The 20,154-nt window shown below is 60.5% G+C and carries 21 protein-coding genes and 1 tRNA gene; 17 read left to right on the forward strand and 5 right to left on the reverse strand.

Annotated elements, in window-relative coordinates; all coding sequences use genetic code 11:
- The 13 genes from FW796_RS23945 (at nt 1) to FW796_RS24005 (ending at nt 10,824) form a co-directional block, all read left to right on the forward strand.
- Nucleotides 1-930 (forward strand): electron transfer flavoprotein subunit alpha/FixB family protein, encoded by a 930-nt coding sequence (locus tag FW796_RS23945; RefSeq protein WP_025128724.1) that lies wholly within the window; start codon nt 1-3, stop codon nt 928-930.
- Between the two features lie 81 nt (nt 931-1,011).
- Nucleotides 1,012-1,836, forward strand: a complete 825-nt coding sequence (locus tag FW796_RS23950) for a substrate-binding periplasmic protein (RefSeq protein ID WP_346631878.1) — start codon at nt 1,012-1,014, stop codon at nt 1,834-1,836.
- 9 nt (nt 1,837-1,845) lie between these two features.
- Entirely contained in the window at nt 1,846-2,202 is a 357-nt protein-coding gene (locus FW796_RS23955) for a DUF4398 domain-containing protein (protein WP_346631877.1), read from the forward strand.
- Nucleotides 2,199-3,011, forward strand: coding sequence for an OmpA family protein (locus FW796_RS23960; RefSeq protein WP_346631876.1), 813 nt, complete (start codon nt 2,199-2,201; stop codon nt 3,009-3,011). Before FW796_RS23955 ends, FW796_RS23960 begins: the two co-directional genes overlap by 4 nt.
- Nucleotides 3,012-3,216: 205 nt before the next feature.
- On the forward strand, nt 3,217-4,656 hold the full coding sequence (locus tag FW796_RS23965) for an aminotransferase-like domain-containing protein (protein WP_011060145.1): 1,440 nt from the start codon (nt 3,217-3,219) through the stop codon (nt 4,654-4,656).
- 76 nt (nt 4,657-4,732) lie between these two features.
- Nucleotides 4,733-5,242: a translation initiation factor 2 gene (locus FW796_RS23970; RefSeq protein WP_404938799.1), complete on the forward strand. Its 510-nt coding sequence runs from the start codon at nt 4,733-4,735 to the stop codon at nt 5,240-5,242.
- A 169-nt stretch (nt 5,243-5,411) separates the two neighbouring features.
- Nucleotides 5,412-5,666: a YkgJ family cysteine cluster protein gene (locus tag FW796_RS23975; RefSeq protein WP_346631874.1), complete on the forward strand. Its 255-nt coding sequence runs from the start codon at nt 5,412-5,414 to the stop codon at nt 5,664-5,666.
- A gap of 38 nt (nt 5,667-5,704) precedes the next feature.
- On the forward strand, nt 5,705-6,313 hold the full coding sequence (locus FW796_RS23980; RefSeq protein ID WP_346631873.1) for an START domain-containing protein: 609 nt from the start codon (nt 5,705-5,707) through the stop codon (nt 6,311-6,313).
- A gap of 144 nt (nt 6,314-6,457) precedes the next feature.
- Nucleotides 6,458-6,694 carry a hypothetical protein gene (locus tag FW796_RS23985; protein ID WP_123725764.1) on the forward strand — a complete coding sequence of 79 codons (237 nt, stop codon included), beginning with the start codon at nt 6,458-6,460 and terminating at the stop codon, nt 6,692-6,694.
- Between the two features lie 211 nt (nt 6,695-6,905).
- Nucleotides 6,906-7,247, forward strand: coding sequence for a ribonuclease E inhibitor RraB (locus FW796_RS23990; RefSeq protein ID WP_016964989.1), 342 nt, complete (start codon nt 6,906-6,908; stop codon nt 7,245-7,247).
- Between the two features lie 435 nt (nt 7,248-7,682).
- Nucleotides 7,683-9,092: a circularly permuted type 2 ATP-grasp protein gene (locus FW796_RS23995; protein ID WP_446440164.1), complete on the forward strand. Its 1,410-nt coding sequence runs from the start codon at nt 7,683-7,685 to the stop codon at nt 9,090-9,092.
- 11 nt (nt 9,093-9,103) lie between these two features.
- Entirely contained in the window at nt 9,104-10,054 is a 951-nt protein-coding gene (locus tag FW796_RS24000; protein WP_346631871.1) for an alpha-E domain-containing protein, read from the forward strand.
- On the forward strand, nt 10,051-10,824 hold the full coding sequence (locus FW796_RS24005; protein WP_446440165.1) for a transglutaminase family protein: 774 nt from the start codon (nt 10,051-10,053) through the stop codon (nt 10,822-10,824). Before FW796_RS24000 ends, FW796_RS24005 begins: the two co-directional genes overlap by 4 nt.
- A 37-nt stretch (nt 10,825-10,861) precedes the next feature.
- Here the strand turns inward: FW796_RS24005 and FW796_RS24010 are convergent, their stop codons facing one another.
- Together FW796_RS24010 and FW796_RS24015 are read right to left on the reverse strand one after the other, a co-directional pair.
- A complete protein-coding gene (locus FW796_RS24010) occupies nt 10,862-11,668 on the reverse strand; it encodes a c-type cytochrome (RefSeq protein WP_346631869.1) in 807 nt (268 codons plus the stop codon).
- Nucleotides 11,665-12,114 (reverse strand): rhodanese-like domain-containing protein, encoded by a 450-nt coding sequence (locus FW796_RS24015; RefSeq protein ID WP_346631868.1) that lies wholly within the window; start codon nt 12,112-12,114, stop codon nt 11,665-11,667. The genes FW796_RS24010 and FW796_RS24015 overlap by 4 nt, the downstream gene beginning before the upstream one ends.
- Before the next feature lie 600 nt (nt 12,115-12,714).
- On the opposite strand from FW796_RS24015, the gene FW796_RS24020 reads away from it, so the two are divergent.
- From FW796_RS24020 to FW796_RS24030, 3 genes are all read left to right on the forward strand, one after another.
- Nucleotides 12,715-13,920: an acetyl-CoA C-acetyltransferase gene (locus FW796_RS24020; RefSeq protein ID WP_346631867.1), complete on the forward strand. Its 1,206-nt coding sequence runs from the start codon at nt 12,715-12,717 to the stop codon at nt 13,918-13,920.
- A gap of 25 nt (nt 13,921-13,945) precedes the next feature.
- A complete protein-coding gene (locus FW796_RS24025; protein WP_446440166.1) occupies nt 13,946-16,090 on the forward strand; it encodes a 3-hydroxyacyl-CoA dehydrogenase NAD-binding domain-containing protein in 2,145 nt (714 codons plus the stop codon).
- Between the two features lie 104 nt (nt 16,091-16,194).
- Complete coding sequence (locus FW796_RS24030) at nt 16,195-16,917, forward strand: amidotransferase (protein WP_123725770.1); 723 nt, start codon at nt 16,195-16,197, stop codon at nt 16,915-16,917.
- 42 nt (nt 16,918-16,959) lie between these two features.
- Here FW796_RS24030 and FW796_RS24035 read toward each other — a convergent pair whose 3' ends face one another.
- The 3 genes from FW796_RS24035 to FW796_RS24045 all read right to left on the reverse strand — a co-directional run bounded on the left by FW796_RS24035 (nt 16,960) and on the right by FW796_RS24045 (nt 19,711).
- Entirely contained in the window at nt 16,960-17,931 is a 972-nt protein-coding gene (locus tag FW796_RS24035; RefSeq protein WP_346631865.1) for a magnesium and cobalt transport protein CorA, read from the reverse strand.
- Nucleotides 17,932-18,086: 155 nt separating this feature from the next.
- Nucleotides 18,087-18,809, reverse strand: coding sequence for a lysophospholipid acyltransferase family protein (locus tag FW796_RS24040; protein ID WP_346631864.1), 723 nt, complete (start codon nt 18,807-18,809; stop codon nt 18,087-18,089).
- A 212-nt stretch (nt 18,810-19,021) separates the two neighbouring features.
- Nucleotides 19,022-19,711 carry a crotonase/enoyl-CoA hydratase family protein gene (locus tag FW796_RS24045; RefSeq protein ID WP_123725772.1) on the reverse strand — a complete coding sequence of 230 codons (690 nt, stop codon included), beginning with the start codon at nt 19,709-19,711 and terminating at the stop codon, nt 19,022-19,024.
- A gap of 319 nt (nt 19,712-20,030) precedes the next feature.
- Here FW796_RS24045 and FW796_RS24050 point away from each other — a divergent pair.
- Nucleotides 20,031-20,120, forward strand: a tRNA-Ser gene (locus FW796_RS24050).
- The last annotated feature ends 34 nt before the right edge of the window (nt 20,121-20,154 follow it).

Consider the following 20,154-nt stretch of genomic DNA (forward strand, 5'->3'; position numbering starts at 1 on the left):
ATGACTATCTTGGTAATCGCCGAACACGATAACAAGGCGCTGGCTCCGGCCACCCTGAACACCGTTGCCGCCGCCGCCAAAATCGGTGGTGACGTGCATGTACTGGTAGCCGGCCAGGGCGTTGGCGCCGTGGCTGAAGCCGCTGCAAAAATTGCTGGCGTGGCCAAAGTGCTGGTGGCCGACAACGCCGCCTACGCTCACCAACTGCCGGAAAACGTTGCGCCGCTGGTGGCCGAACTGGGCGCTGGCTACAGCCACATCCTGGCTGCCGCTACCTCCAACGGCAAAAACATCCTGCCGCGGGTTGCCGCTCAGCTGGACGTCGACCAGATCTCCGAGATCATCTCGGTAGAAAGCGCTGATACCTTCAAGCGTCCGATCTATGCCGGTAACGCCATCGCTACCGTGCAGTCCTCGGCTGCCGTGAAAGTCATCACCGTGCGTGCCACCGGCTTCGACGCCGTTGCCGCTGAAGGTGGTTCGGCCGCGGTTGAAGCCGTCGGCGCCGCTCACGATGCCGGCAAGTCGAGCTTCGTTGGCGAAGAGCTGGCCAAGTCCGATCGTCCTGAACTGACCGCTGCCAAGATCGTCGTTTCCGGCGGCCGTGGCATGCAGAACGGTGACAACTTCAAGCACCTGTACGCCCTGGCCGACAAGCTGGGCGCTGCTGTCGGCGCTTCCCGCGCTGCGGTGGACGCAGGCTTCGTGCCCAACGACATGCAGGTCGGCCAGACCGGCAAGATCGTTGCGCCACAGCTGTACATCGCCGTCGGTATCTCCGGCGCGATCCAGCACCTGGCAGGCATGAAAGATTCCAAGGTGATCGTTGCGATCAACAAGGACGAAGAAGCTCCGATCTTCCAGGTGGCCGATTACGGCCTGGTGGCGGACTTGTTCGAAGCCGTACCTGAGTTGGAGAAGCTGGTCTAATCCGGCGGCTTCACTTATAAAGAGCCCGGCCCCTTGGCCGGGCTTTTTTTATGTGTTTTTTTTGCTGGGGAGAATTTCGCCATGGATCTGCGCCGCATGAGTGGCTGGTCAGCGCTGTTGGGCCTGACGTTGTTGCCATCGCTGTCGATGGCTGCAGGCAAGTGCGAACGCCTGGTGGTTACCGGTAGCCCGGATGCACCGCCGTACCTGTGGCGCGACCCGCAAAATCCCAAGCACCTGATCGGGGCCAGCGCCGACCTGTTGCAGCAGGTGGCGGGAGAGCTGGGGCTCAAGGTCGATTTGCTGTATGCCGGCAAACGTTCAGAGGCCCTGGATGAAGTGCGCAGCGGGCGCATGGATCTGCTGGCCGACGCGCCCCTGACCTTGAACGAGCTGGAGTCCCTGGACTACATCCATCCGGCCCTGGTGCAGAATGACTACCTTGTATGGACCCGCAAGGACTCGACCCTGAGCTATACCCAGCCGGCGGATCTTGCCGGCCATCCCGGCGCGGTATCGGAAAAGGCCAGGCTGACCCAGCCCTTTCAGGCGATGGCCAAGGAGCATCTGCAACTCAAGCGTCTGCCGAACCTGACCCAGGTCTTCCAGACCTTGCTCCTGGGGGAAGTGGACTACGTTCTGGCGCCGCGTTACGCGGGCATGGCCATGGCCCAGTCCTTGGGGATGGCGGCGGATCTGGCGTCCTTTGCTCAGCCGGTCGACAAACCGGGGCTGTTCCTTGCCCTGTCCCACAACTCCGCCTGCAATGATCCATGGTTGCGCGGACAGCTGGCAAAAAAGATGACAGAATTGCCCGCGTCCGGTCTGACGGAGGCCTTGCTGCAGCGCAATCTGGAGCGCTGGAAGGCCCAGTTGCAGCAACCCGTCAGCAGCCCAAAACCGTAGGAATCACGTGTGACTATTCGACCTCTTTTCGCTGCCCTGGCCCTGCTGGCCATGGCGGGTTGTGCAACCGATCCGGCGCCCAACGAGCAGATGCGCCTCACTGCCCAGGCCCTGGAACAAGCCAAGGCCGTGGGGGCTTCGGCCGAGGACATGCCTGAGTTGAAACTGGCCGAAGACAAGTTCTCCCGGGCCCAGGGCAATATGCAGGATGAGTCGTACAAGAAGGCGCGGATGCGCGCCGAGCAGGCCGAGTTGGATGCGCGTCTGGCAGAGGCCAAGGTCCTGACCCAGAAAAGCCAGGAGCAGGTGAATGTGCTCAATACCCGCATCACGCGTCTGCGCAAGCAACTGGGAGACGCCCAATGAGCCTCTCTATCCGTATCTTCGGCGGCGCTGTGCTGTTGGCCTGTGCCGGTCTCTATGGTTGTGCCGGCCAGCACAGCGAGGAAGCCTTGCAGCAAGCCGGCAACGACTTCCAGAAGGTCAAGGAAGACTCCAATGTGCTGCGTATCGCGCCCAAGGACGTGATACGCGCCGGTGAGTCCCTGGCCCGCGCCGATCGCCTGTCGACCTACTGGGGCAGCGGTGGCGACGTAGAGCACTATGCCTACCTGAGCCGTCGTTACAGCGAAATCGCCCGTGAGCACACTGAACAGGCGCTGAATCAGGAGCGTGCGGCCAAGCTCGAGCTGGAGCGCCAACGCCTGCAACTGGCCCTGCGTGAGGCCAAGCTGCTGAGCGTGCAGCAGCAGGGCAAATGGCTCGAAGAGCAGATCATCAGCCTCGCCACCACCCAGACCGATCGCGGCCTGGTGATGACTTTGGGAGACGTGCTGTTCGACACCGGTGAAGCTGAGTTGAAGAATTCGGCGAACCGCACCGTGCTCAAGGTGGTGCAGTTCCTCCAGCTGAACCCCAAGCGGGTAGTGCGCATCGAGGGCTACACCGATAACACCGGGGAGCGCCAGAGCAACCTGCAGCTGTCTCGCGATCGTGCCCAGGCGGTGGCCGATGTGCTGGTGGACCTGGGGCTCGACGAGAAGCGTATCCATGTCGAGGGCTATGGCGACGACTACCCAGTGGAAGCCAATGCCTCCGAGCGGGGCCGGGCGCAGAACCGTCGGGTGGAAATTGTCTTTTCCGACGACAAGGGCCAGCTCGGCGCTGCTCGCTGAAACACTGACCCCTTTGCCCCCGAAAAGCCCGACGCCTCGCAAGCGTCGGGTTTTTTTATGTCTGAGGGTGTCGCAAAAACCCTAGAGTTCTACTTTTCACTGCCCCGTGTCCTCGACTATTGTAGAAACTGTCCCAGTACACTTCTAAACTGTGCCGGTATTGTTTCACACAAGAATAAAACGCCGTGAAATCGAGTGCTGCGCCATGACCAATCTCTTGCTCTATCAACGTATCGCTCAGCAACTGGCTGAGGATATTCGCCGTGGTGTCTACCAGCCGGGGGAGCGCGTACCGTCGGTGCGCAAGATGAGCTCGCAGCTCAATGTCAGCCACGCCACGGTGCTCCAGGCCTACGCCAATCTGGAAGACCAGGGGCTGATCCGTGCGCGTCCCCAATCGGGTTATTACGTGCACCAGACTCCAGCGCTGACCGCGCCGACCCCGGACATTGCCCGGGTCGAACGTCCGGGACTGGTCACTCGCAGCAGCATCATCCAGCAGGTGCTGGTGGAGTCCCGTCGTGAAGGGGTGTTTCCCCTGGGGGCCGCGGTGCCCAGCGTTGACTATCTGCCGGTACGGGCGCTGCATCAGCAATTGGCCAAGGTCACGCGCTTTCACAGTCCGCGGGCGTTCAGCTACATGTTCAGTCCGGGATTCGAGCCCTTGCGGCGCCAGGTGGCGATTCGCATGCGCGATGCCGGGGTGGTGGTCGACCCTTCGGAAGTGGTGATTACCCATGGTTGCGTCGATGCCCTGCAGATGTCCCTGCGGGTCTTGACCCGGCCGGGTGATCTGATCGCCGCGGAATCGCCGACCTATTACGGGCTGCTGCAACTGGCGGACCTGCTGGGGCTCAAGGTCATCGAGATTCCCAGCGATCCCTCAACGGGCATGAGTCTTGAGGCTCTGCAACTGGCAGCCAACCAGTGGTCGATCAAGGCCCTGGTACTGACAACGCGCCTGAGCAATCCCCTGGGCGGTACCATGCCGGAGGAGCGGCAGAAGCAACTGCTGCGTCTGGCTTCGGACTTTGATATCCAGGTGGTCGAGGACGATATCTACGGCGAATTGATGTTCGAAGTGGGGCGCACCAAGGCCCTCAAGGCCTATGACCGCCTGGACCGGGTGATCTACTGTTCAAGCTTCTCCAAGACCCTATCGCCGGGAGTGCGTATCGGCTGGATGATCGCTGGCAAGTATCAGCAGGAGATCCAGCGTCTGCAGACCTTCAGTACCCATTCTGCATGCAGCGTGACGCAGATGGGGGTTGCGGCGTATCTGGAGAATGGTGGTTACGACCGGCATCTGCGCTACATCCGCCAGGAGTACCGCAAGAACCTCAGCGCCTTTCAACTGGCGGTGCAGCAGTATTTTCCGGAGGGCACGCAGATTACCCGGCCCAACGGAGGGTTCATCCTCTGGGTCAGCCTGCCGGGTCGGGTCAATACCCAGGAACTGCACGTGCGGGCCTTGCAGCAGGGCATCAGCATCGCTCCGGGGCTGATCTTCAGTAACACCGAGCAGTTCAACCACTGCGTGCGCCTGAATTGCGGGACTCCCTGGAATCGTGAGGCCGAGCGAGCCTTGATGACCCTGGGCATGCTCGCCAGTCAGTTGTGCCAAGAAGCGGCCGGCGGATTCTAAACACTGCGGTCCCGTGCTTGTCATGGGGCTTGCAACAAGCGAGCATAGGGCACCTTTTGTCGATCTACCTGCCTTTATGAAAGCCTTTTTTCCTGCCATCTGGTTGAGTGCCTGCCTCTTGGGAGTCGTTGCGGCGCCTGTCCAGGCGGCCTCGACCCCGGACAAACCGGCTGCCAGCGTTACTCATTCAAGCAAGGCCTCCAGCGCCAAGCAGGCTCCGGCGAGCAAGACCAAACCCTCCGCCAATGCCAGCAAAGCCCAGCCCAAGAAAAAGGCCAAGCCTGCGCCCAAGAAGGCCCAGACCAAGTCCAAGTGGGCCTATCAAGATATCAAGACACCTCTGTCCACTCCCAAACTCGACTTGAGCCTGCCTCCGGAAATGGTCAAGCACTTGCAGCCTGTGGGGGCGGTGCCGCTGCCCAAGCGCGAGCCTCTGCTGCCGCAGATGTTTGGCGAGAAGCCCAAGGAAAGCACTCCGTTCCAACTCAACGGCCGGTTGCTCAGCAACGAAATGCAGTTGCAGTTACGCAACGAGGAGCGTCGGGATATCGAGGGTGCGGCCCTGGATTTCGAGTTCAAGCAATAAATTCTTCAACCTCTCTGTGACCGAGTTGACCGACACTTTGTCGGAGACTGATCAGTCACGCACGGTTGTGCGTCAAATCCGTTCTTTGAGTAATTTTAAACGGCTGTTTTAGCGGTTACTCTTGTTCGGCCTCATTCAACACTATGCTTGTCGCGAGGAGCTTTTCGTCATGAACTGCCGTGAAGGTTGTGGCGCTTGCTGCATTGCCCCTTCCATCAGTACGCCGATTCCCGGAATGCCCAATGGCAAACCGGCGGGAGAACGTTGCCTGCACCTTTCTGTCGAACACCTGTGTGGTCTTTTCGGCATGCCGGAGCGGCCAGCGGTCTGTGGGGCATTTCAGGCGGATCCTGAGGTGTGTGGCGAAAGCCGAGAAGATGCCATCCGTTTGCTCGGTTGGTGGGAACAAGTGACGGCTGCTTAGTTTTAATGAACGGAACTTCAACAATAAGGAATAAGACAATGGGTTCGCTGCATCGAATTGCTGTGCTCTGTGGTTTAACCGTGCTGCTGTCGGCAACGGCCCACGCCGAAGACTGGCAAACGGCCAAGGATGAAGACGGCATCAAGATCTCCCTGAGTGAAGTGGCCGGTTCCAAGTACAAGGCTTATCGCGGCGTCACCACCATGAAGACCTCCATCGCCAAGCTTCGCGCGCTGCAGGAAGACGTGGCCGGTGCCTGCTCCTGGATTCACGAGTGCAAGACCCAGAAGCTGCTCAAGCATGAGGGCGATCAAAGCTGGACCTACACCCAGTTCAATACCCCCTGGCCGGTCACTGCCCGTGACTCGGTACTGCACATCACCAGCAGCGAAGCCGCCGATGGCAGCCTGATCCGTAAGCTGGAAGGCGTGCCGACCTACATTCCCGAGGAGAAAGGCTTCGTGCGTGTGTCTCAGGTCGAGGGTTATTGGAAGTTTGTGCCCAAAGGTGCCGATCAGGTGGAAGTGACCTATCAGGTGCACACCGAGCCGGGTGGTAGCGTGCCGTCCTGGCTGGCCAACAAGTTCGTGGTGGATGCGCCCTTCAACACCTTGAAAGCACTCAAGGCCCGTGCCGAAAAGCCGTAATCGGCTGATTGTCCAAGGGATTCATCAAGGCCGCCTCCGGGCGGTCTTTTTATTGGTTTGGCCCGCCGGCACTGTGGAACGTTTGCCCGTCACTCAAGGTCGAGATGCTGTAGGCCCACTCATGGGGCTATCGAGGAGGCGTTGATGCAAAAGTGGCAAGTCACTTTCGTGGATGATCATGGCGTCCAGTCCGTCGAGCAGTTCGATTGCGAGCAGCAACCGACGTTGGAGCGCGCCGCACAATTGGTGCGGGCCAGGTTGCTGCCGGTGAGTGCCGAACTGGATCTCAATGATCTGGACGGGCGCACCGATGCCCCCACCCTCAAGAGCCTGAAAGAGCAGAACAGCATTCAGATTCTCAGCATTACGCCGATGCAATGAGAGCAGAGAGGGCTCCGACAGCAATTTCTGGCGTCGTCCAGGTGTTGGCGCTAATCTGCAAACGAGATCAGCGAATTCTTCGCTAAGCTCTGATCTTGTCAGCTCCATGCTTGTTTCCTGACGACCCACCCCGGGTCGTGATGCCGGTCACTTTTGGCTGGCGGGTCGGGAAGCACGGAAAGTCTATCCATCGGTTTGAGGAGGACGTTTCATGAGCACAGCCGTTCAAGAAGACCTCAGCAGCAGTGTGTTGCGCCGCATGAAAGAAGGCGGTTTTGACTTTTCACGATTCCATCCCATCGAGTTCTACGCCATTTTTCCGGATGAGGAGCGGGCGCGCAGGGCGGCAGGACAGTTTCGCGGTGAATCCTTGAATGCCCAGGTCAGCGTGCGTGACGACGGCGCCTGGTATCTGGAGTTGAGCAAGGTGATGTACGCCACTCATGGCGGCATCGGGGATTTTGAACAGGACTTCGAGGCAGTGGTCGAACCCCTGGGCGGCATCATTGAAGGCTGGGGGGTGAAACAGGAAATCCGTGGGCGACTGGTATAACCCAGGTTGTGTGCATCGAGACTGGCAATTGGCTGACCTTCGGGTCGGCCAATTGTGTTTTCAGGGGCTGAAAAGGCAAAAAAAAGCCACCCGAGAGGGTGGCTAAAAGGGAAGACCGGTCAGGAGAGGGAACCGGTCGGGAGAGCCCGGACCCGGTTGTCATCGGCGTCATCAAGGTTGCAGCAGCGACTTCATCAGGCTTGGCGAAGTGTTTGCTCGATGGGGCGATTATCCCCGTGCGCCACCCGGCAGTGAAATCAACTCTGACTATGCTGGTGATAGCCAAAACCCGTGCCTGGCCATTATGCGCAAGGGAGGGCAGCGGCTCCGCGCAACGGAGGGCACCAGATTGCTGCAATTTTTGGATTTCAAGGCGCTTATGCCGATGACACGGGGCTTGCCAGGCCCTGATGTCCGGGTGACAGGGAGTGCGGCATGAACTGCAGCGGATTTGATGAGATGCATGGGGCCGATGGTCAGGTGCGTCCGCACTATCGAGAGTTTGCCAGCTGGTTGGAGCGCACCCCCGACGAGCTTCTGGCCCGCCGTCGTCGTGAGGCCGATCTGCTGTTCCACCGCGCCGGTATCACCTTCACCCTTTACGGCGACGAGCTGGGCACCGAGCGCCTGATTCCCTTCGACACCATTGCGCGCATTATTCCGGCCAGTGAATGGCAGATCATCGAGCGCGGCTGCATTCAACGGGTGCGGGCGCTGAACCTGTTTCTTGCTGACCTCTATCATCAGCAGCGAATTATCCGCGCCGGAATCATTCCCGCCGAGCAGGTCCTGGCCAATGATCAGTACCAATTGGCCATGCAGGATCTGGATCTGCACGGGGACATTTACTCCCATATCAGCGGCATCGACCTGGTGCGTGACGGCGACGGCAGCTATTACGTGCTGGAGGACAATCTGCGTACCCCCAGCGGTGTCAGCTACATGCTCGAAGACCGCAAGATGATGATGCGGCTGTTCCCCGAACTGTTCGCCGCCCAGCGCGTCGCTCCCATCGATCATTACCCCAATCTGCTGCTCGATACCCTGAAGAGCTCCAGCCAGATGGACGATCCGAGTGTCGTGGTGCTGACCCCGGGCCGCTTCAATAGCGCTTTCTTCGAACATGCATTCCTGGCCCGGGAAATGGGTGTGGAACTGGTGGAGGGCGCCGACCTGTTCGTTCGCGACGATCGGGTCTTCATGCGCACCACCGATGGCCCCCAGGCGGTGGACGTGATCTACCGGCGCCTGGATGACGCCTTCCTGGATCCCTTGGCATTCAACCCCGACTCCATGCTGGGTGTTCCGGGGCTGTTGGCGGCCTATCGTTCGGGCAATGTGGTGCTGGCCAACGCCATCGGCACCGGAGTGGCCGACGATAAGTCGGTGTACCCCTTTGTCACCCAGATGATCCGTTTTTATCTGGACGAGGAGCCGATCCTCAAGAACGTGCCCACCTGGCAGTGTCGCAAGCCCGAGGAGCTGTCCCACGTGCTGGCGCATTTGCCGGAGTTGGTGGTCAAGGAAACCCAAGGCTCCGGTGGCTACGGCATGCTGGTGGGGCCGACCGCCAGCGCTGCGGAAATCGAGGCCTTCCGTGCCCGGATCAAGGCCCGACCGCAGGCCTATATCGCTCAGCCGACCCTGTCCCTGTCCACCTGCCCGACTTTTGTCGAGAACGGTATCGCTCCACGGCATATCGATCTGCGCCCCTTTGTCCTCGCCGGTCGTGAAACCCGTGTGGTGCCTGGTGGTCTTACCCGTGTGGCCCTGCGGGAAGGCTCCCTGGTGGTGAACTCCTCCCAGGGTGGCGGCACCAAGGACACCTGGGTAGTGGAGGATTAAGGAAGCCTGCCATGTTGAGTCGAACCGCTTCGGACCTGTACTGGATGTCCCGCTATCTGGAGCGCGCGGAAAACCTCGCGCGGATGCTCGACGTCAGCTATTCGTTGTCGCTGATGCCCCAGGATGGGCACGGTGACGGTCTGCACGAACTGGCCATGCCGCTGTTGATCACCGACACCCTGGAAGATTACCGGGCCCGCCATGAGACGCTGCATGCCGAGCGGCTATTGCAGTTCTTTGCCCTGGATGCCGCCAATCCCGCCAGTATCTACAGTTGCCTGGGATCGGCCCGGGCCTGTGCCCATGCGGTACGCGGGCGGATCACCGCCGATATGTGGGAAAACGTCAATGCCACCTGGCTGGATATTCACCAGATTGCTCGCCAAGGCCTCAGTACCTACGGCATGAACCGCTTCTGTGAATGGATCAAGGAGCGCTCCCACCTGTTTCGCGGAGCGTCCTACGGCACCATCATGCGTAATGATGCCTTTCGGTTTATCCGCTTGGGCACCTTTATCGAGCGGGCCGACAACACCCTGCGCCTGCTGGACGCCCGCTACGAGATGGCTGGCGATCAGGTTGATGCGGCCAGTGACGGTACCGCCCACGCTTATTATCAATGGAGCGCCTTGCTTCGTGCCCTGTCGTCTTTCGAGGCCTATACCGAGATCTACCGCGAAGCTCCCGGTGCCCGGCATGTAGCCCAGTTGCTGCTGTTGCGTGCCGACGTGCCGCGCTCGTTGCGCGCCTGCACCGAAGAAATCGACCAGATCCTCGCCAGCCTGCCAGGGGATAACGGGCGTCCGGCCCAGCGTCTGGCGGCGGAGATGGATGCGCGTCTGCGCTACATCGGCATCGATGAAATTCTCGACGAGGGCCTGCATGCCTGGCTGACCGACTTCATTCCCCTGGTGCGCCAGTTGGGCGATGCCATTCACCGCGCCTACCTGGAGGCTGCATGAGACTCTCCATCAGTCATGAAACCGCCTATCACTACCAGGATCCGGTGCGGGCCAGCATCCAGTACCTGCGCCTGACACCCCACGACAGCGAGCGCCAGCAGGTGCTCTGCTGGCAGCTCGACCTGCCTCGACCCGTGCGGGCGCAACTGGACCCCTTCGGCAACATCCTTCATGTACTGACTCTGGATGAGCCCCATGAGGCCGTGATCATCGGCGCCCGTGGCCAGGTGGAGATCGATGAGCGGCGTGAAGCCGAGCATGAACCTCAGTCGGCCCTGCCGTTCCTGCGTTTCACTCGCCTGACCGAGCCCGACGAGGCGCTGCGCGAATTTGCCAGCCAGCAATGCGCACGGCGCCGCGATCGCATCGGGCTGATCGACCTGATGCACGGGCTCCACCAGCACATGGCCTACACATTGGGGACAACGGATGTGGCTACCAGCGCGGCCCAGGCTTTCGCCGGGCGCTCCGGCGTCTGTCAGGATCACACCCACGCCTTTCTGGCTTGCGCTCGCAGCCTGGGAATCCCGGCGCGCTTTGTCTCCGGCTACCTGTATCGCCAGGACAGCGTGGAACTGGTCAGCCACGCCTGGGCCGAAGCCTGGCTGGACGGCGCCTGGTACAGCTTCGATGTGACCCATCAACTGGTTCGTCCCGAGCGCCACCTGAAGCTGGCGGTGGGCCTGGACTACCTGGATGCCTGCCCGGTGCGGGGCATGCACCGGGGCGGTGCTGGCGAACAGATGCATGCCAGGATTCTGCAGCAATAGTCACTCCTGCAGGAGCCGGCTCGCCGATGACAGGTCCTCAAGGAGTCTGCTTGCGCCCCGCCATATGCCGAAGATACTCCAGCAACAATTCCAACTCCCCATCCGGCAGGACACTGCTGCTGAATCCCGGCATCTTCGCCTGGGGCCAGCGCCTCAGGCTTTGCGGATCGCGGATATAGCGCTTGAGAAAATCGCCGCCGAAATACTCGGTGGGGTTATAGGGGATATTCAGATCCGGTCCGAACTGGGAGTCGCCGGCACCATTGAGTCGGTGGCAGGCCAGGCAGTTCTTCTGGAACAGGGCGAACCCCTGGTTGACTGGATCATCGACCGCCAGCTTCGGGTCCGGGCCCAGGGCCGGGAAGCGCTCCGCCACCGGCGCCAGGCGCTGAATGCGCGCAACCTGGAACGGCCATTGCTCTGGGCTGATGTGCCCGGCCGCAGGATTGCTCCAGACCAGGTAGAAAGGTCCGGCGCTGGGCTTGTCTGCTGCCAGTGCCGGCCAGGGCTTGTCAGGGTCCTCAATGGCCAACCAGGCCTGGGCGCCCTTGCGGTTGAGCAGGGGCGCGGCGTTCAACTCTGCGGCAAAGCCGTCCAGGGCCACGGCCTGCAGATGGTCATCGGCCTTGAGGCCCTTGAGCAGGGTCGCCATGGGAACGGCTCGGTACTGCATCTCGCGCTTGTAGGACACATCGTCCTTGATGCGGATGTCCCGGGCTTCGGGGTGCTTGAGCAGTTCTTCGGTTTGCCAGGTGCGGCTGCCTGAGCCCAGGTCGATCAACAGTTGCGCAGCGTATAGCGGACTGCTCGACAACAGAGCAGCGCAAAGGATGAGAGCTTTCAATTGATGGCCGTCGGATCGTCGTCAGTGGGTTCGTCGCCGGGGAGTACATCGTCTGGTCGCGACACATGGTCGAACAGGGCGTCCCGGAGTTCTTCGTAGTTACCGCCGTTGACGATACCGAAATAGCCACGTTTGACCAGGGTATCTTCGGCTTCCAGGGCATGCTGGCTGGTGTCGCTGTAGATCACCACCGTAGCGTTGGGGTCCAGCACCACCTTGCGCAACTGGAAGGCCAGGCCCTCGGCGCTGATGCCGGTGCCGTCCTCCAGTTCGAGATTGACCTGCAGCGAGTTGTGGACGTTGCCGGCGGCAAAGTCGCTTTCGTTGCGCAGATCGAGGATTAGCGCACCGTCATTGATTTCGTCTACCGCACGGTTGACGTCGATGATTCCGGCGTGAGCGCCGCAAGCGTTCAAGAGTGTGGCAAGTGCAATCCAATGGCGCATGAATCTTCCTCGTCCAGTTCCTCAGGAAGATTGGCACACAAGTCTGAACCCCGGTAGGAACCGGGGTACGATTTTCTGTCTCGTTGATCGAGCAGCCACAGATCAGCCGATCACTTTGGTGAGGTTCGGCAAGATCAACAGCAGTGTGGTTGCGAAGAGAATGAGCCCCGCCTGACGTACTTTCGAATGTTTGAACATGGCTGAATGCCTTTTGTTGTTATTCCTGAGCATCAATGCATGCCGGTCGCTGATTTTTACGATGAGCCGGCTATGTGTCCTTTCTCTGATCTGTCCCGGCGCAGAATCCGTCTGGGACTTCCTACAGTTTCTACCTTAGGGGCCTTGAATCCTCTGGCTTAGATCCAATTCGTATGAAGTTATAGCTGCATTCCCTTAAAAAGCTATAAATCCGCCCGGATACCGGGTGGCCGCCCTTTGGCTAGACAGCTCGCGACCCTTGATCGCGGGGTCGCTTAGCTGCCTACCGTTCGTCTGAGCGTCACCGTCAAGGCGGCTGAGCGCATCGGTCATTGAATCCGCCGCTGCCGCGCCTAAGGTGGGAGCTCGACATTTTCCCCTGGATAGCGGTTCGAGGACGTCATGACCCAAGCTTTGATATTCGATGCGTTACGCACGCCCCGTGGCAAAGGCAAGGCTGATGGCGCCTTGCACAGTGTGAAACCGGTGAATCTGGTAGCCGGCCTGTTGAGGGCCCTGCAACAACGTTGCGAGCTGGACACCAGCCAGGTGGATGATGTGGTTCTGGGCTGCGTGACCCCCATCGGCGATCAAGGGGCCGACATCGCCAAGACCGCCGTCCAGGCAGCGGACTGGGATGTGAGCGTGGCGGGGGTACAGATCAATCGCTTCTGCGCCTCGGGGCTGGAAGCGGTCAACCTGGGCGCGATGAAGGTGCTCTCGGGCTTCGAGGAACTGGTGGTGGTCGGTGGCGTTGAGTCCATGTCGCGGGTCCCCATGGGCAGCGACGGCGGCGCCTGGGTACTGGACCCCGAGACCAATATGCACAGTCATTTCACGCCCCAGGGGATAGGTGCCGACCTGATTGCGACCCTGGAAGGTTTCTCCCGCGAGGACGTCGACCGGTTCGCCCTGCAATCCCAGCAGAAGGCCGCCCGTGCGCGCTCCAGCGGTGCCTTCAGCAAGTCCCTGGTGCCGGTTCAGGACCAGAACGGCATCGTGCTGCTGGAGCATGACGAGTTCATTCGTGCCGATTCGACCCTGGAAGGCCTGGGTAGTCTCAAGCCGAGTTTCGAGATGATGGGGCAGATGGGTTTCGACGCCACTGCGCTGCGGGTCTACAGCCATGTGGAACGTATCAACCATGTGCACACCCCGGGCAACAGTTCAGGGATCGTCGACGGTTCGGCGCTGATGCTCATCGGCTCGCAAGCCAAAGGCCGTGAGCTGGGTCTCAAGCCCCGGGCGCGGATCGTTGCCACTGCGGTGACCAGCACCGATCCCACCATCATGCTGACCGGTCCGGCGCCGGCCACTCGCAAGGCCCTGGCCAAGGCCGGGCTGCGAGTCGAGGACATCGACCTGTTCGAGGTCAACGAAGCCTTTGCCTCGGTCGTACTCAAGTTCATCAAGGACATGGCCATCGATCCGGCCAAGGTCAACGTCAACGGCGGCTCCATCGCCATGGGTCATCCACTGGGCGCCACCGGTTGCGCAATTCTCGGCACCTTGCTCGACGAACTGGAAGTCCGGCGCCTGCGCTATGGCCTGGCCACCCTGTGTGTCGGCGGCGGTATGGGTATCGCCACCATCATCGAACGCCTCTGAGCCCCGACTTCAAGGAATTTCCTTCATGACCGATGCCATCCGTTACGAAAAGGGCCAGGACCAGATCGTTGTCCTGACCATCGATATGCCGGGCCAGAGCGCCAACACCATGAACGCGGTGTACCGCGATGCCATGGCCGCTGCCGTGGCCCGCCTGCAGGCCGAGCAGGATGCCATTGCCGGGGTGATCATTACCTCGGCGAAAAAGACCTTCTTTGCCGGTGGTGACCTCAATGAGCTGATCAAGGTCGGCAAGGCGCAGGCCAAGGACTTTTACGACATGGTGCTGACCCTCAAAGGCCAGTTGCGTGCCCTGGAAACCCTGGGCAAGCCTGTGGTCGCCGCGATCAACGGTGCCGCCCTGGGCGGTGGCTGGGAGATCTGTCTGGCCTGCCATCGCCGAATTGCACTGGACGACAACTCGGTGCAGATCGGTCTGCCGGAAGTGACCCTGGGCCTGCTGCCCGGTGGCGGTGGTGTGGTGCGCATGGTGCGCATGCTGGGGCTGGAGAAGGCCTTGCCTTATCTGCTGGAGGGCAAGAAAGTGCGTCCGCAGCAGGCGCTGCAGGCCGGCCTGATCGACGAACTGGCGACAGACCGCGACGACCTGCTGGCCAAGGCCCGGGCCTGGATTCAGGCCAATCCGGCGGCCAGGCAACCTTGGGATGTGCGCGGCCATCAGATTCCCGGAGGCACGCCGGCGAACCCAAAAGTGGCGCAAATGCTGGCCATTGCCCCGTCGATCCTGCGGAACAAGACCCAGGGCTGCTTCCCGGCACCGGAGAAGATCCTCTGCGCCGCCGTCGAAGGCGCCCAGGTGGACTTCGACACCGCACAACTGATCGAGACACGCTACTTCACCGAGCTGACCACCGGCCAGGTGGCGAAGAACATGATCGGTACCTTCTGGTTCCAGCTCAACGAGATCAATGCCGGCGGTTCACGTCCTCAAGGCATAGCGCCGCAGACCACGAAAAAACTCGGGGTGCTCGGTGCCGGGATGATGGGCGCGGGGATTGCCTACGTCAGTGCCGTGGCGGGCATCGAGGTGGTGCTCAAGGACATCAGTCGCGAAGCGGCGGAGAAGGGCAAGGCCCACTCGGCAGCGCTACTGGAGAAAAAAGTCGCTCGCGGACAACTGAGCAACGAGCAGCGGGAGGCGACCTTGGCCCGGATTCTCACCACGGCCGAAGAGGCCGACCTGGCCGGCTGCGACCTGATCATCGAAGCCGTGTTCGAGGATCGAGAACTCAAGGCCAAGGTGTCCAGGGATGCCCAGCAGGTGGTCGGCGCGGACGCCGTGATTGCTTCCAATACCTCCACCTTGCCCATTACCGGACTGGCCACCGCAGTACCCAATCCGGACAAGTTCATCGGCCTGCATTTCTTCAGCCCGGTGGAGAAAATGCCCCTGGTGGAAATCATCAAAGGGGCGAAGACCAGTGACGAAACCCTGGCTCGAGGTTTCGACTTCGTCCTGCAGATCAAGAAGACCCCGATCGTGGTCAATGACAGTCGTGGCTTCTTCACCTCCCGGGTGTTCGGCACGTTCACCAACGAAGGTATCGCCATGCTGGGCGAAGGCATTGCGGCGCCGATGATCGAAGCCGAGGCGCGCAAGGCCGGGATGCCCATCGGGCCGCTGGCAATTTCCGATGAGGTTTCCCTTAGCCTGATGAGCCATATTCGCCTGCAGACCGCCAAGGATTTGCAGGCCGAAGGCCGGCCTGCCATCGAGCATCCGGCATTTGCCGTGATCGATTTGCTGCTCAACGAATACAAGCGAGCGGGCAAGGCTGCCGGTGGCGGTTTCTACGACTACCCGGCCGGCGGTCAGAAGCACCTGTGGCCGCAATTGCGCACGCGCTTCTACAAGGCCGACGGGCAGATCTCGCCCCAGGATGTGCGCGACCGCCTGCTGTTCATCCAGGCCATCGAAACCGTGCGCTGTGTGGAGGAGGGCGTCTTGCAGTCCACCGCTGACGCCAATATCGGCTCGATCTTCGGTATCGGTTTTGCGGCCTGGAGCGGTGGCGCCCTGCAGTTCATCAATCAGTACGGGGTGCAGGATTTTGTCGCTCGCGCGCAATACCTGGCGGAGCAGTACGGCGAGCGTTTCACCCCGCCGACGCTGCTCCTGGAAAAGGCGCGCCAGGGCCAGTTGTTCTGACATAAGCGGGCAGTAAATGACATCCCCGGGACTTGCCTTGCCGTGGTATTTCAAGGCAGGCTCTGGGGTGTTCATTATTGCCATCGCCTTGTCAGGAATTTTTTATGTCGCTACGCATCTGCATTCTTGAAACCGATATCCTGCGTCCCGAACTGGTCGATCAATATCAGGGTTACGGGCAGATGTTCCAGCGTCTGTTTTCCCAGCAGCCCATCGCCGCCCAATTCAGTGTCTACAACGTGGTCCAGGGCGAGTATCCCGGCGATGAGCTGGAGTTCGATGCCTATCTGGTGACGGGCAGCAAGGCCGATTCCTTCGGTACCGATCCCTGGATTGAAACCCTCAGGACCTACCTGCTGGGTCGCTACGAGCGCGGCGACAAGCTGTTGGGCATCTGCTTTGGTCATCAGTTGCTGGCGTTGCTCCTGGGGGGCAAGAGCGAGCGGGCGAGTCAGGGCTGGGGTGTGGGAACCCACAACTACAAGCTGGCGGCCAAGGCGCCGTGGATGAGCCCGGTGGTGGAGGAACTGACCCTGTTGATCAGCCACCAGGACCAGGTCACCGCGTTACCGGAAAATGCCACGGTGATCGCCTCCAGCGATTTCTGCCCGTTCGCGGCCTACCACATCAACGACCAGGTGCTGTGCTTCCAGGGGCATCCTGAGTTCATTCACGATTATTCCCGGGCCCTGCTGGATCTGCGCCAGGAGTTTCTCGGTGAGCAGGTCTACCAGAAAGGTCTGGCCAGCCTTGAGCATGATCATCACGGCACCACCGTTGCGGAGTGGATGATGCGCTTTGTCGCTCACAAGCCGGAAGCCGCCTGAGTGCGACTGTGGCCCTGCCGCGAGGGCAGGGCCATTGTCTCTTCAGAGCCAGCCTGAACGCTTGAAGCTGGCCCAGAGACCGACACAGCCCACACTGATGAAGCCCAATACCCCGAAGTAGCCGTAGTGCCAGCTCAGCTCCGGCATGTTCTGGAAGTTCATCCCGTAGATCCCTGCTACCGCTGTTGGAAACGCCAGGATCGCTGCCCAGGCGGCGAACTTGCGTTGCACGATGCTTTGCCGAGAAGCCTCCAGCAGTACGCCGATCTCGATGGTCTGGCTGGCGATGTCGCGCAGGGTCGACAGGTCTTCCATTTGCCGAGTGACATGAATCTGCACATCACGGAAGTACGGGCGCATGTTCTTGTCGATGAACGGAAAGCTGAGTTTCTGCAGCTCCTCGCTGATCTCCACCATGGGCGCCACATACCGGCGCAGGCGCAGCACGTCGCGGCGCAGGCCGTGAAGGTTCTGGATATCCCGCTCGTTCAGTGAATTGCACAGCACGTTGCGTTCCAGCTCGTCGATTTCCCCGTGGATGGCCTCGCTGACCGGCTGGTAGTTCTCGGTGACGAAATCCAGCAAGGCATAGAGGACGAAGTCTTCGCCGTGCTCCAGCAGCAGCGGGCGCGCCTCACAGCGCTGGCGGACATAGCCGTAGGACGCCGAGTGGCCGTTGCGGGCGGTGATGATGTAGCCGTTGCCGGCAAAGATGTGGGTCTCGATGAACTCCAGCTTGCCGTCGGTTCGTACCGGTGAGTAGGTGACGATGAACAGCGCGTCGCCGAAGGTTTCCAGCTTGGGCCGACTGTGTTTCTCCAGGGCGTCCTCAATGGCCAGTTCGTGCAGGTTGAACTGGCGTTGCAGATTGGCCAGCTCGTGGGCATTGGGTTCTTCCAGGCCGATCCAGACGAAGTGGCCGGGTTTCGCGGCCCAGGCAGCCCCTTCGTCGAGGCTGATATCAGCGACTTTCTTCCCGCCGCTATATACGGCGGCAGCAACAACTCTACCCATGGTTGCGGTTCACTTCTTCTTATCAATGGTGGCGATGACAGATCAGCAGCTTAGCCTGCAATGCAGCATCAGAGTCACTGGCGGAGCTTGAGTTCGGCGACAAATAAAAGCCCGCGCGAGGCGGGCTTGGCGGCGTCACTGATGGGGCGGCAGCTTCAGGCCGCTTGCAGTTGGCGATCCATATTGGCGATGCACTCGCGCATCTGCTCGCGGCACTGGGCAATCAGCATTGGCATGTCCTCCATGGTCAACCCTGCCGTAGGGATAGCCGGCAGCGAACGGATAAGGATCTTGCCACTGTTCCAGCGGTTCAGGCGCATGTGCTTGATGTAACTGCTGACGCACACCGGCACGATCGGCACGCCGGCGGCGATGGCCATCTGGAAGGCGCCTTTCTTGAAGGGCAGCAGTTCTTCGCCGAAGTTGCGTGTGCCCTCCGGGAAGACCCAGATCGAGGTGTCCTTGTGCTGCAGGGTGTGGGTGGTGGTGAGCATCGAGCGTCGGGCCTTGTGCGGGTTGCCGCGATCGATCAGGACGTTGCCCGCCAACCAGAACAGCTGACCGAACAGAGGCACCCATTTCAGGCTTTTCTTACCGATGCACACGGTGCGCCGTGGTACCACGTTGCCGAACACGAACAGGTCGTAGTTGGATTGGTGGTTGGCGATGATCACGCAGCTCTCGGGTTTGTCCATCAGTGGCCCGACTTCGGCTTTGACCCGCAGGCGCAGAATGCACATTGCCGGCCAGGCGTAGAAGCGGGCGCACAGGCGGCTGTTGTCCGGGTTGAACGGGCGGCACAGCCCCAACAGCAGGCCCAGGCTGCCGGCCAGGATAAAGTGCAGGCCCATCAACGACATACGAAACAGATACAGCATCTAAACGGCCCACCGGGGACAAAAGGTGGCGCAGTGTACGGATGTGCACTGTTTTCGGCAATTACCGTTCTCAGCCGGGAGATGGGCGATGTTTAAGGGCATGTTTCCGATTGTGATGGCCAGCAGCGGTCTAGAGCGGTTGGTGCTGGTTGTTCAGCCGAATGCAAAAAGCCCGACACGAAGGTCGGGCTGGTTCAGAGGCAGCGGGTGTTTTAGCTCAGGTGTTCCTGATCCTGGATGATGGCGTTGTCCAACGTCTCCAGCAAAGCCTTGCGCACTTTCAGCTTGGTGTTCTTGTGGGCCAGCATGTTGATCTTCTTCAGTTGCCGGGCGGCAGCCAGGGCCGCGCCTTGCAGTTCCTCGGCGCTCACCACTTTGTCGAGGAAGCCGGCATCCACAGCGCTCTGAGGATCGAACATCTCGCCATTGATCACCGAGCGATGGAAGGCCGAGCGCCGCAGACGGTCACGGGCCAGTTCGATGCCTGCGTGGTGCATGGTCATGCCGATCTGTACTTCATTGAGGCCGATACTGAACGGCCCGTCGACCCCGATACGGTAGTCCGCCGACAGCAACAGGAAGGCGCCCTTGGCCACAGCGTGACCGGGGCAGGCCACGATCACCGGGAAGGGGTGGGACAGCAGGCGGCGAGCCAGGGTCGAACCCAGGGTCACCAGCGCCACCGCTTCTTTAGGGCCGGCGGTCATCACCTTGAGGTCGTAACCGCCGGAAAGAATCCCCGGCTGACCGGTGATGATCACCACTGCGCGATCGGCCGTTGCTTGATCCAGCGCGGCATTGAAAGCGGCAATCACGTCCGGGGAGATGGCATTGACCTTGCCATTGCTCAAGGTCAGGGTCGCGATACCGTCTTCGAGATGGTAGGAAATCAACTCACTCATGACGCAATTCCTTGTATTGAAGTGCAGCAGAAGTTACCCACCACGACAGATCTGGTAAAGCGCCATGACTGACTGGTGAGTCAGGCTTGTGGCCCGACATCGGCCTGTATGGCGCTGCGGGTAACGGGTGGTTTCTTCTATATAGCTGTGGGCAAGGCTGGAGAATGGCCGGTTTGCCTTGTCGTCGATGGGGGGGCGAACCCCTTTAAGGAGGGATCGGCCTTAAGCGCATGAAAATTCTGAAAAAAAAGTTTGCCATCTGAAAAGCTATCGACTACATTAGCGCGCCTCGACAGACTGAATCGGTTTGAAGAGATACGGTGAAGTGTCCGAGTGGCTTAAGGAGCACGCCTGGAAAGTGTGTATACAGGAAACTGTATCGAGAGTTCGAATCTCTCCTTCACCGCCACATTCTGAAAACACAAACCCCTGATTTTCCTAGA

This window comes from Pseudomonas sp. 910_21, from assembly GCF_052850735.1.

Excerpts from the sequence above, each read along its gene's own strand:
- FW796_RS23965 (WP_011060145.1), top strand. The coding sequence starts at position 3,217 with ATGACCAATCTCTTGCTCTATCAACGTATCGCTCAGCAACTGGCTGAG.
- FW796_RS23990 (WP_016964989.1), top strand. The coding sequence starts at position 6,906 with ATGAGCACAGCCGTTCAAGAAGACCTCAGCAGCAGTGTGTTGCGCCGC.
- FW796_RS23975 (WP_346631874.1), top strand. The coding sequence starts at position 5,412 with ATGAACTGCCGTGAAGGTTGTGGCGCTTGCTGCATTGCCCCTTCCATC.
- FW796_RS24000 (WP_346631871.1), top strand. The coding sequence starts at position 9,104 with ATGTTGAGTCGAACCGCTTCGGACCTGTACTGGATGTCCCGCTATCTG.
- FW796_RS23960 (WP_346631876.1), top strand. The coding sequence starts at position 2,199 with ATGAGCCTCTCTATCCGTATCTTCGGCGGCGCTGTGCTGTTGGCCTGT.
- FW796_RS23970 (WP_404938799.1), top strand. The coding sequence starts at position 4,733 with ATGAAAGCCTTTTTTCCTGCCATCTGGTTGAGTGCCTGCCTCTTGGGA.
- FW796_RS24005 (WP_446440165.1), top strand. The coding sequence starts at position 10,051 with ATGAGACTCTCCATCAGTCATGAAACCGCCTATCACTACCAGGATCCG.
- FW796_RS23950 (WP_346631878.1), top strand. The coding sequence starts at position 1,012 with ATGGATCTGCGCCGCATGAGTGGCTGGTCAGCGCTGTTGGGCCTGACG.
- FW796_RS24025 (WP_446440166.1), top strand. The coding sequence starts at position 13,946 with ATGACCGATGCCATCCGTTACGAAAAGGGCCAGGACCAGATCGTTGTC.
- FW796_RS24040 (WP_346631864.1), bottom strand. The coding sequence starts at position 18,809 with ATGCTGTATCTGTTTCGTATGTCGTTGATGGGCCTGCACTTTATCCTG.
- FW796_RS24035 (WP_346631865.1), bottom strand. The coding sequence starts at position 17,931 with ATGGGTAGAGTTGTTGCTGCCGCCGTATATAGCGGCGGGAAGAAAGTC.
- FW796_RS24020 (WP_346631867.1), top strand. The coding sequence starts at position 12,715 with ATGACCCAAGCTTTGATATTCGATGCGTTACGCACGCCCCGTGGCAAA.
- FW796_RS24045 (WP_123725772.1), bottom strand. The coding sequence starts at position 19,711 with ATGAGTGAGTTGATTTCCTACCATCTCGAAGACGGTATCGCGACCCTG.
- FW796_RS23980 (WP_346631873.1), top strand. The coding sequence starts at position 5,705 with ATGGGTTCGCTGCATCGAATTGCTGTGCTCTGTGGTTTAACCGTGCTG.
- FW796_RS23945 (WP_025128724.1), top strand. The coding sequence starts at position 1 with ATGACTATCTTGGTAATCGCCGAACACGATAACAAGGCGCTGGCTCCG.
- FW796_RS24015 (WP_346631868.1), bottom strand. The coding sequence starts at position 12,114 with ATGCGCCATTGGATTGCACTTGCCACACTCTTGAACGCTTGCGGCGCT.
- FW796_RS23995 (WP_446440164.1), top strand. The coding sequence starts at position 7,683 with ATGAACTGCAGCGGATTTGATGAGATGCATGGGGCCGATGGTCAGGTG.
- FW796_RS24030 (WP_123725770.1), top strand. The coding sequence starts at position 16,195 with ATGTCGCTACGCATCTGCATTCTTGAAACCGATATCCTGCGTCCCGAA.
- FW796_RS23985 (WP_123725764.1), top strand. The coding sequence starts at position 6,458 with ATGCAAAAGTGGCAAGTCACTTTCGTGGATGATCATGGCGTCCAGTCC.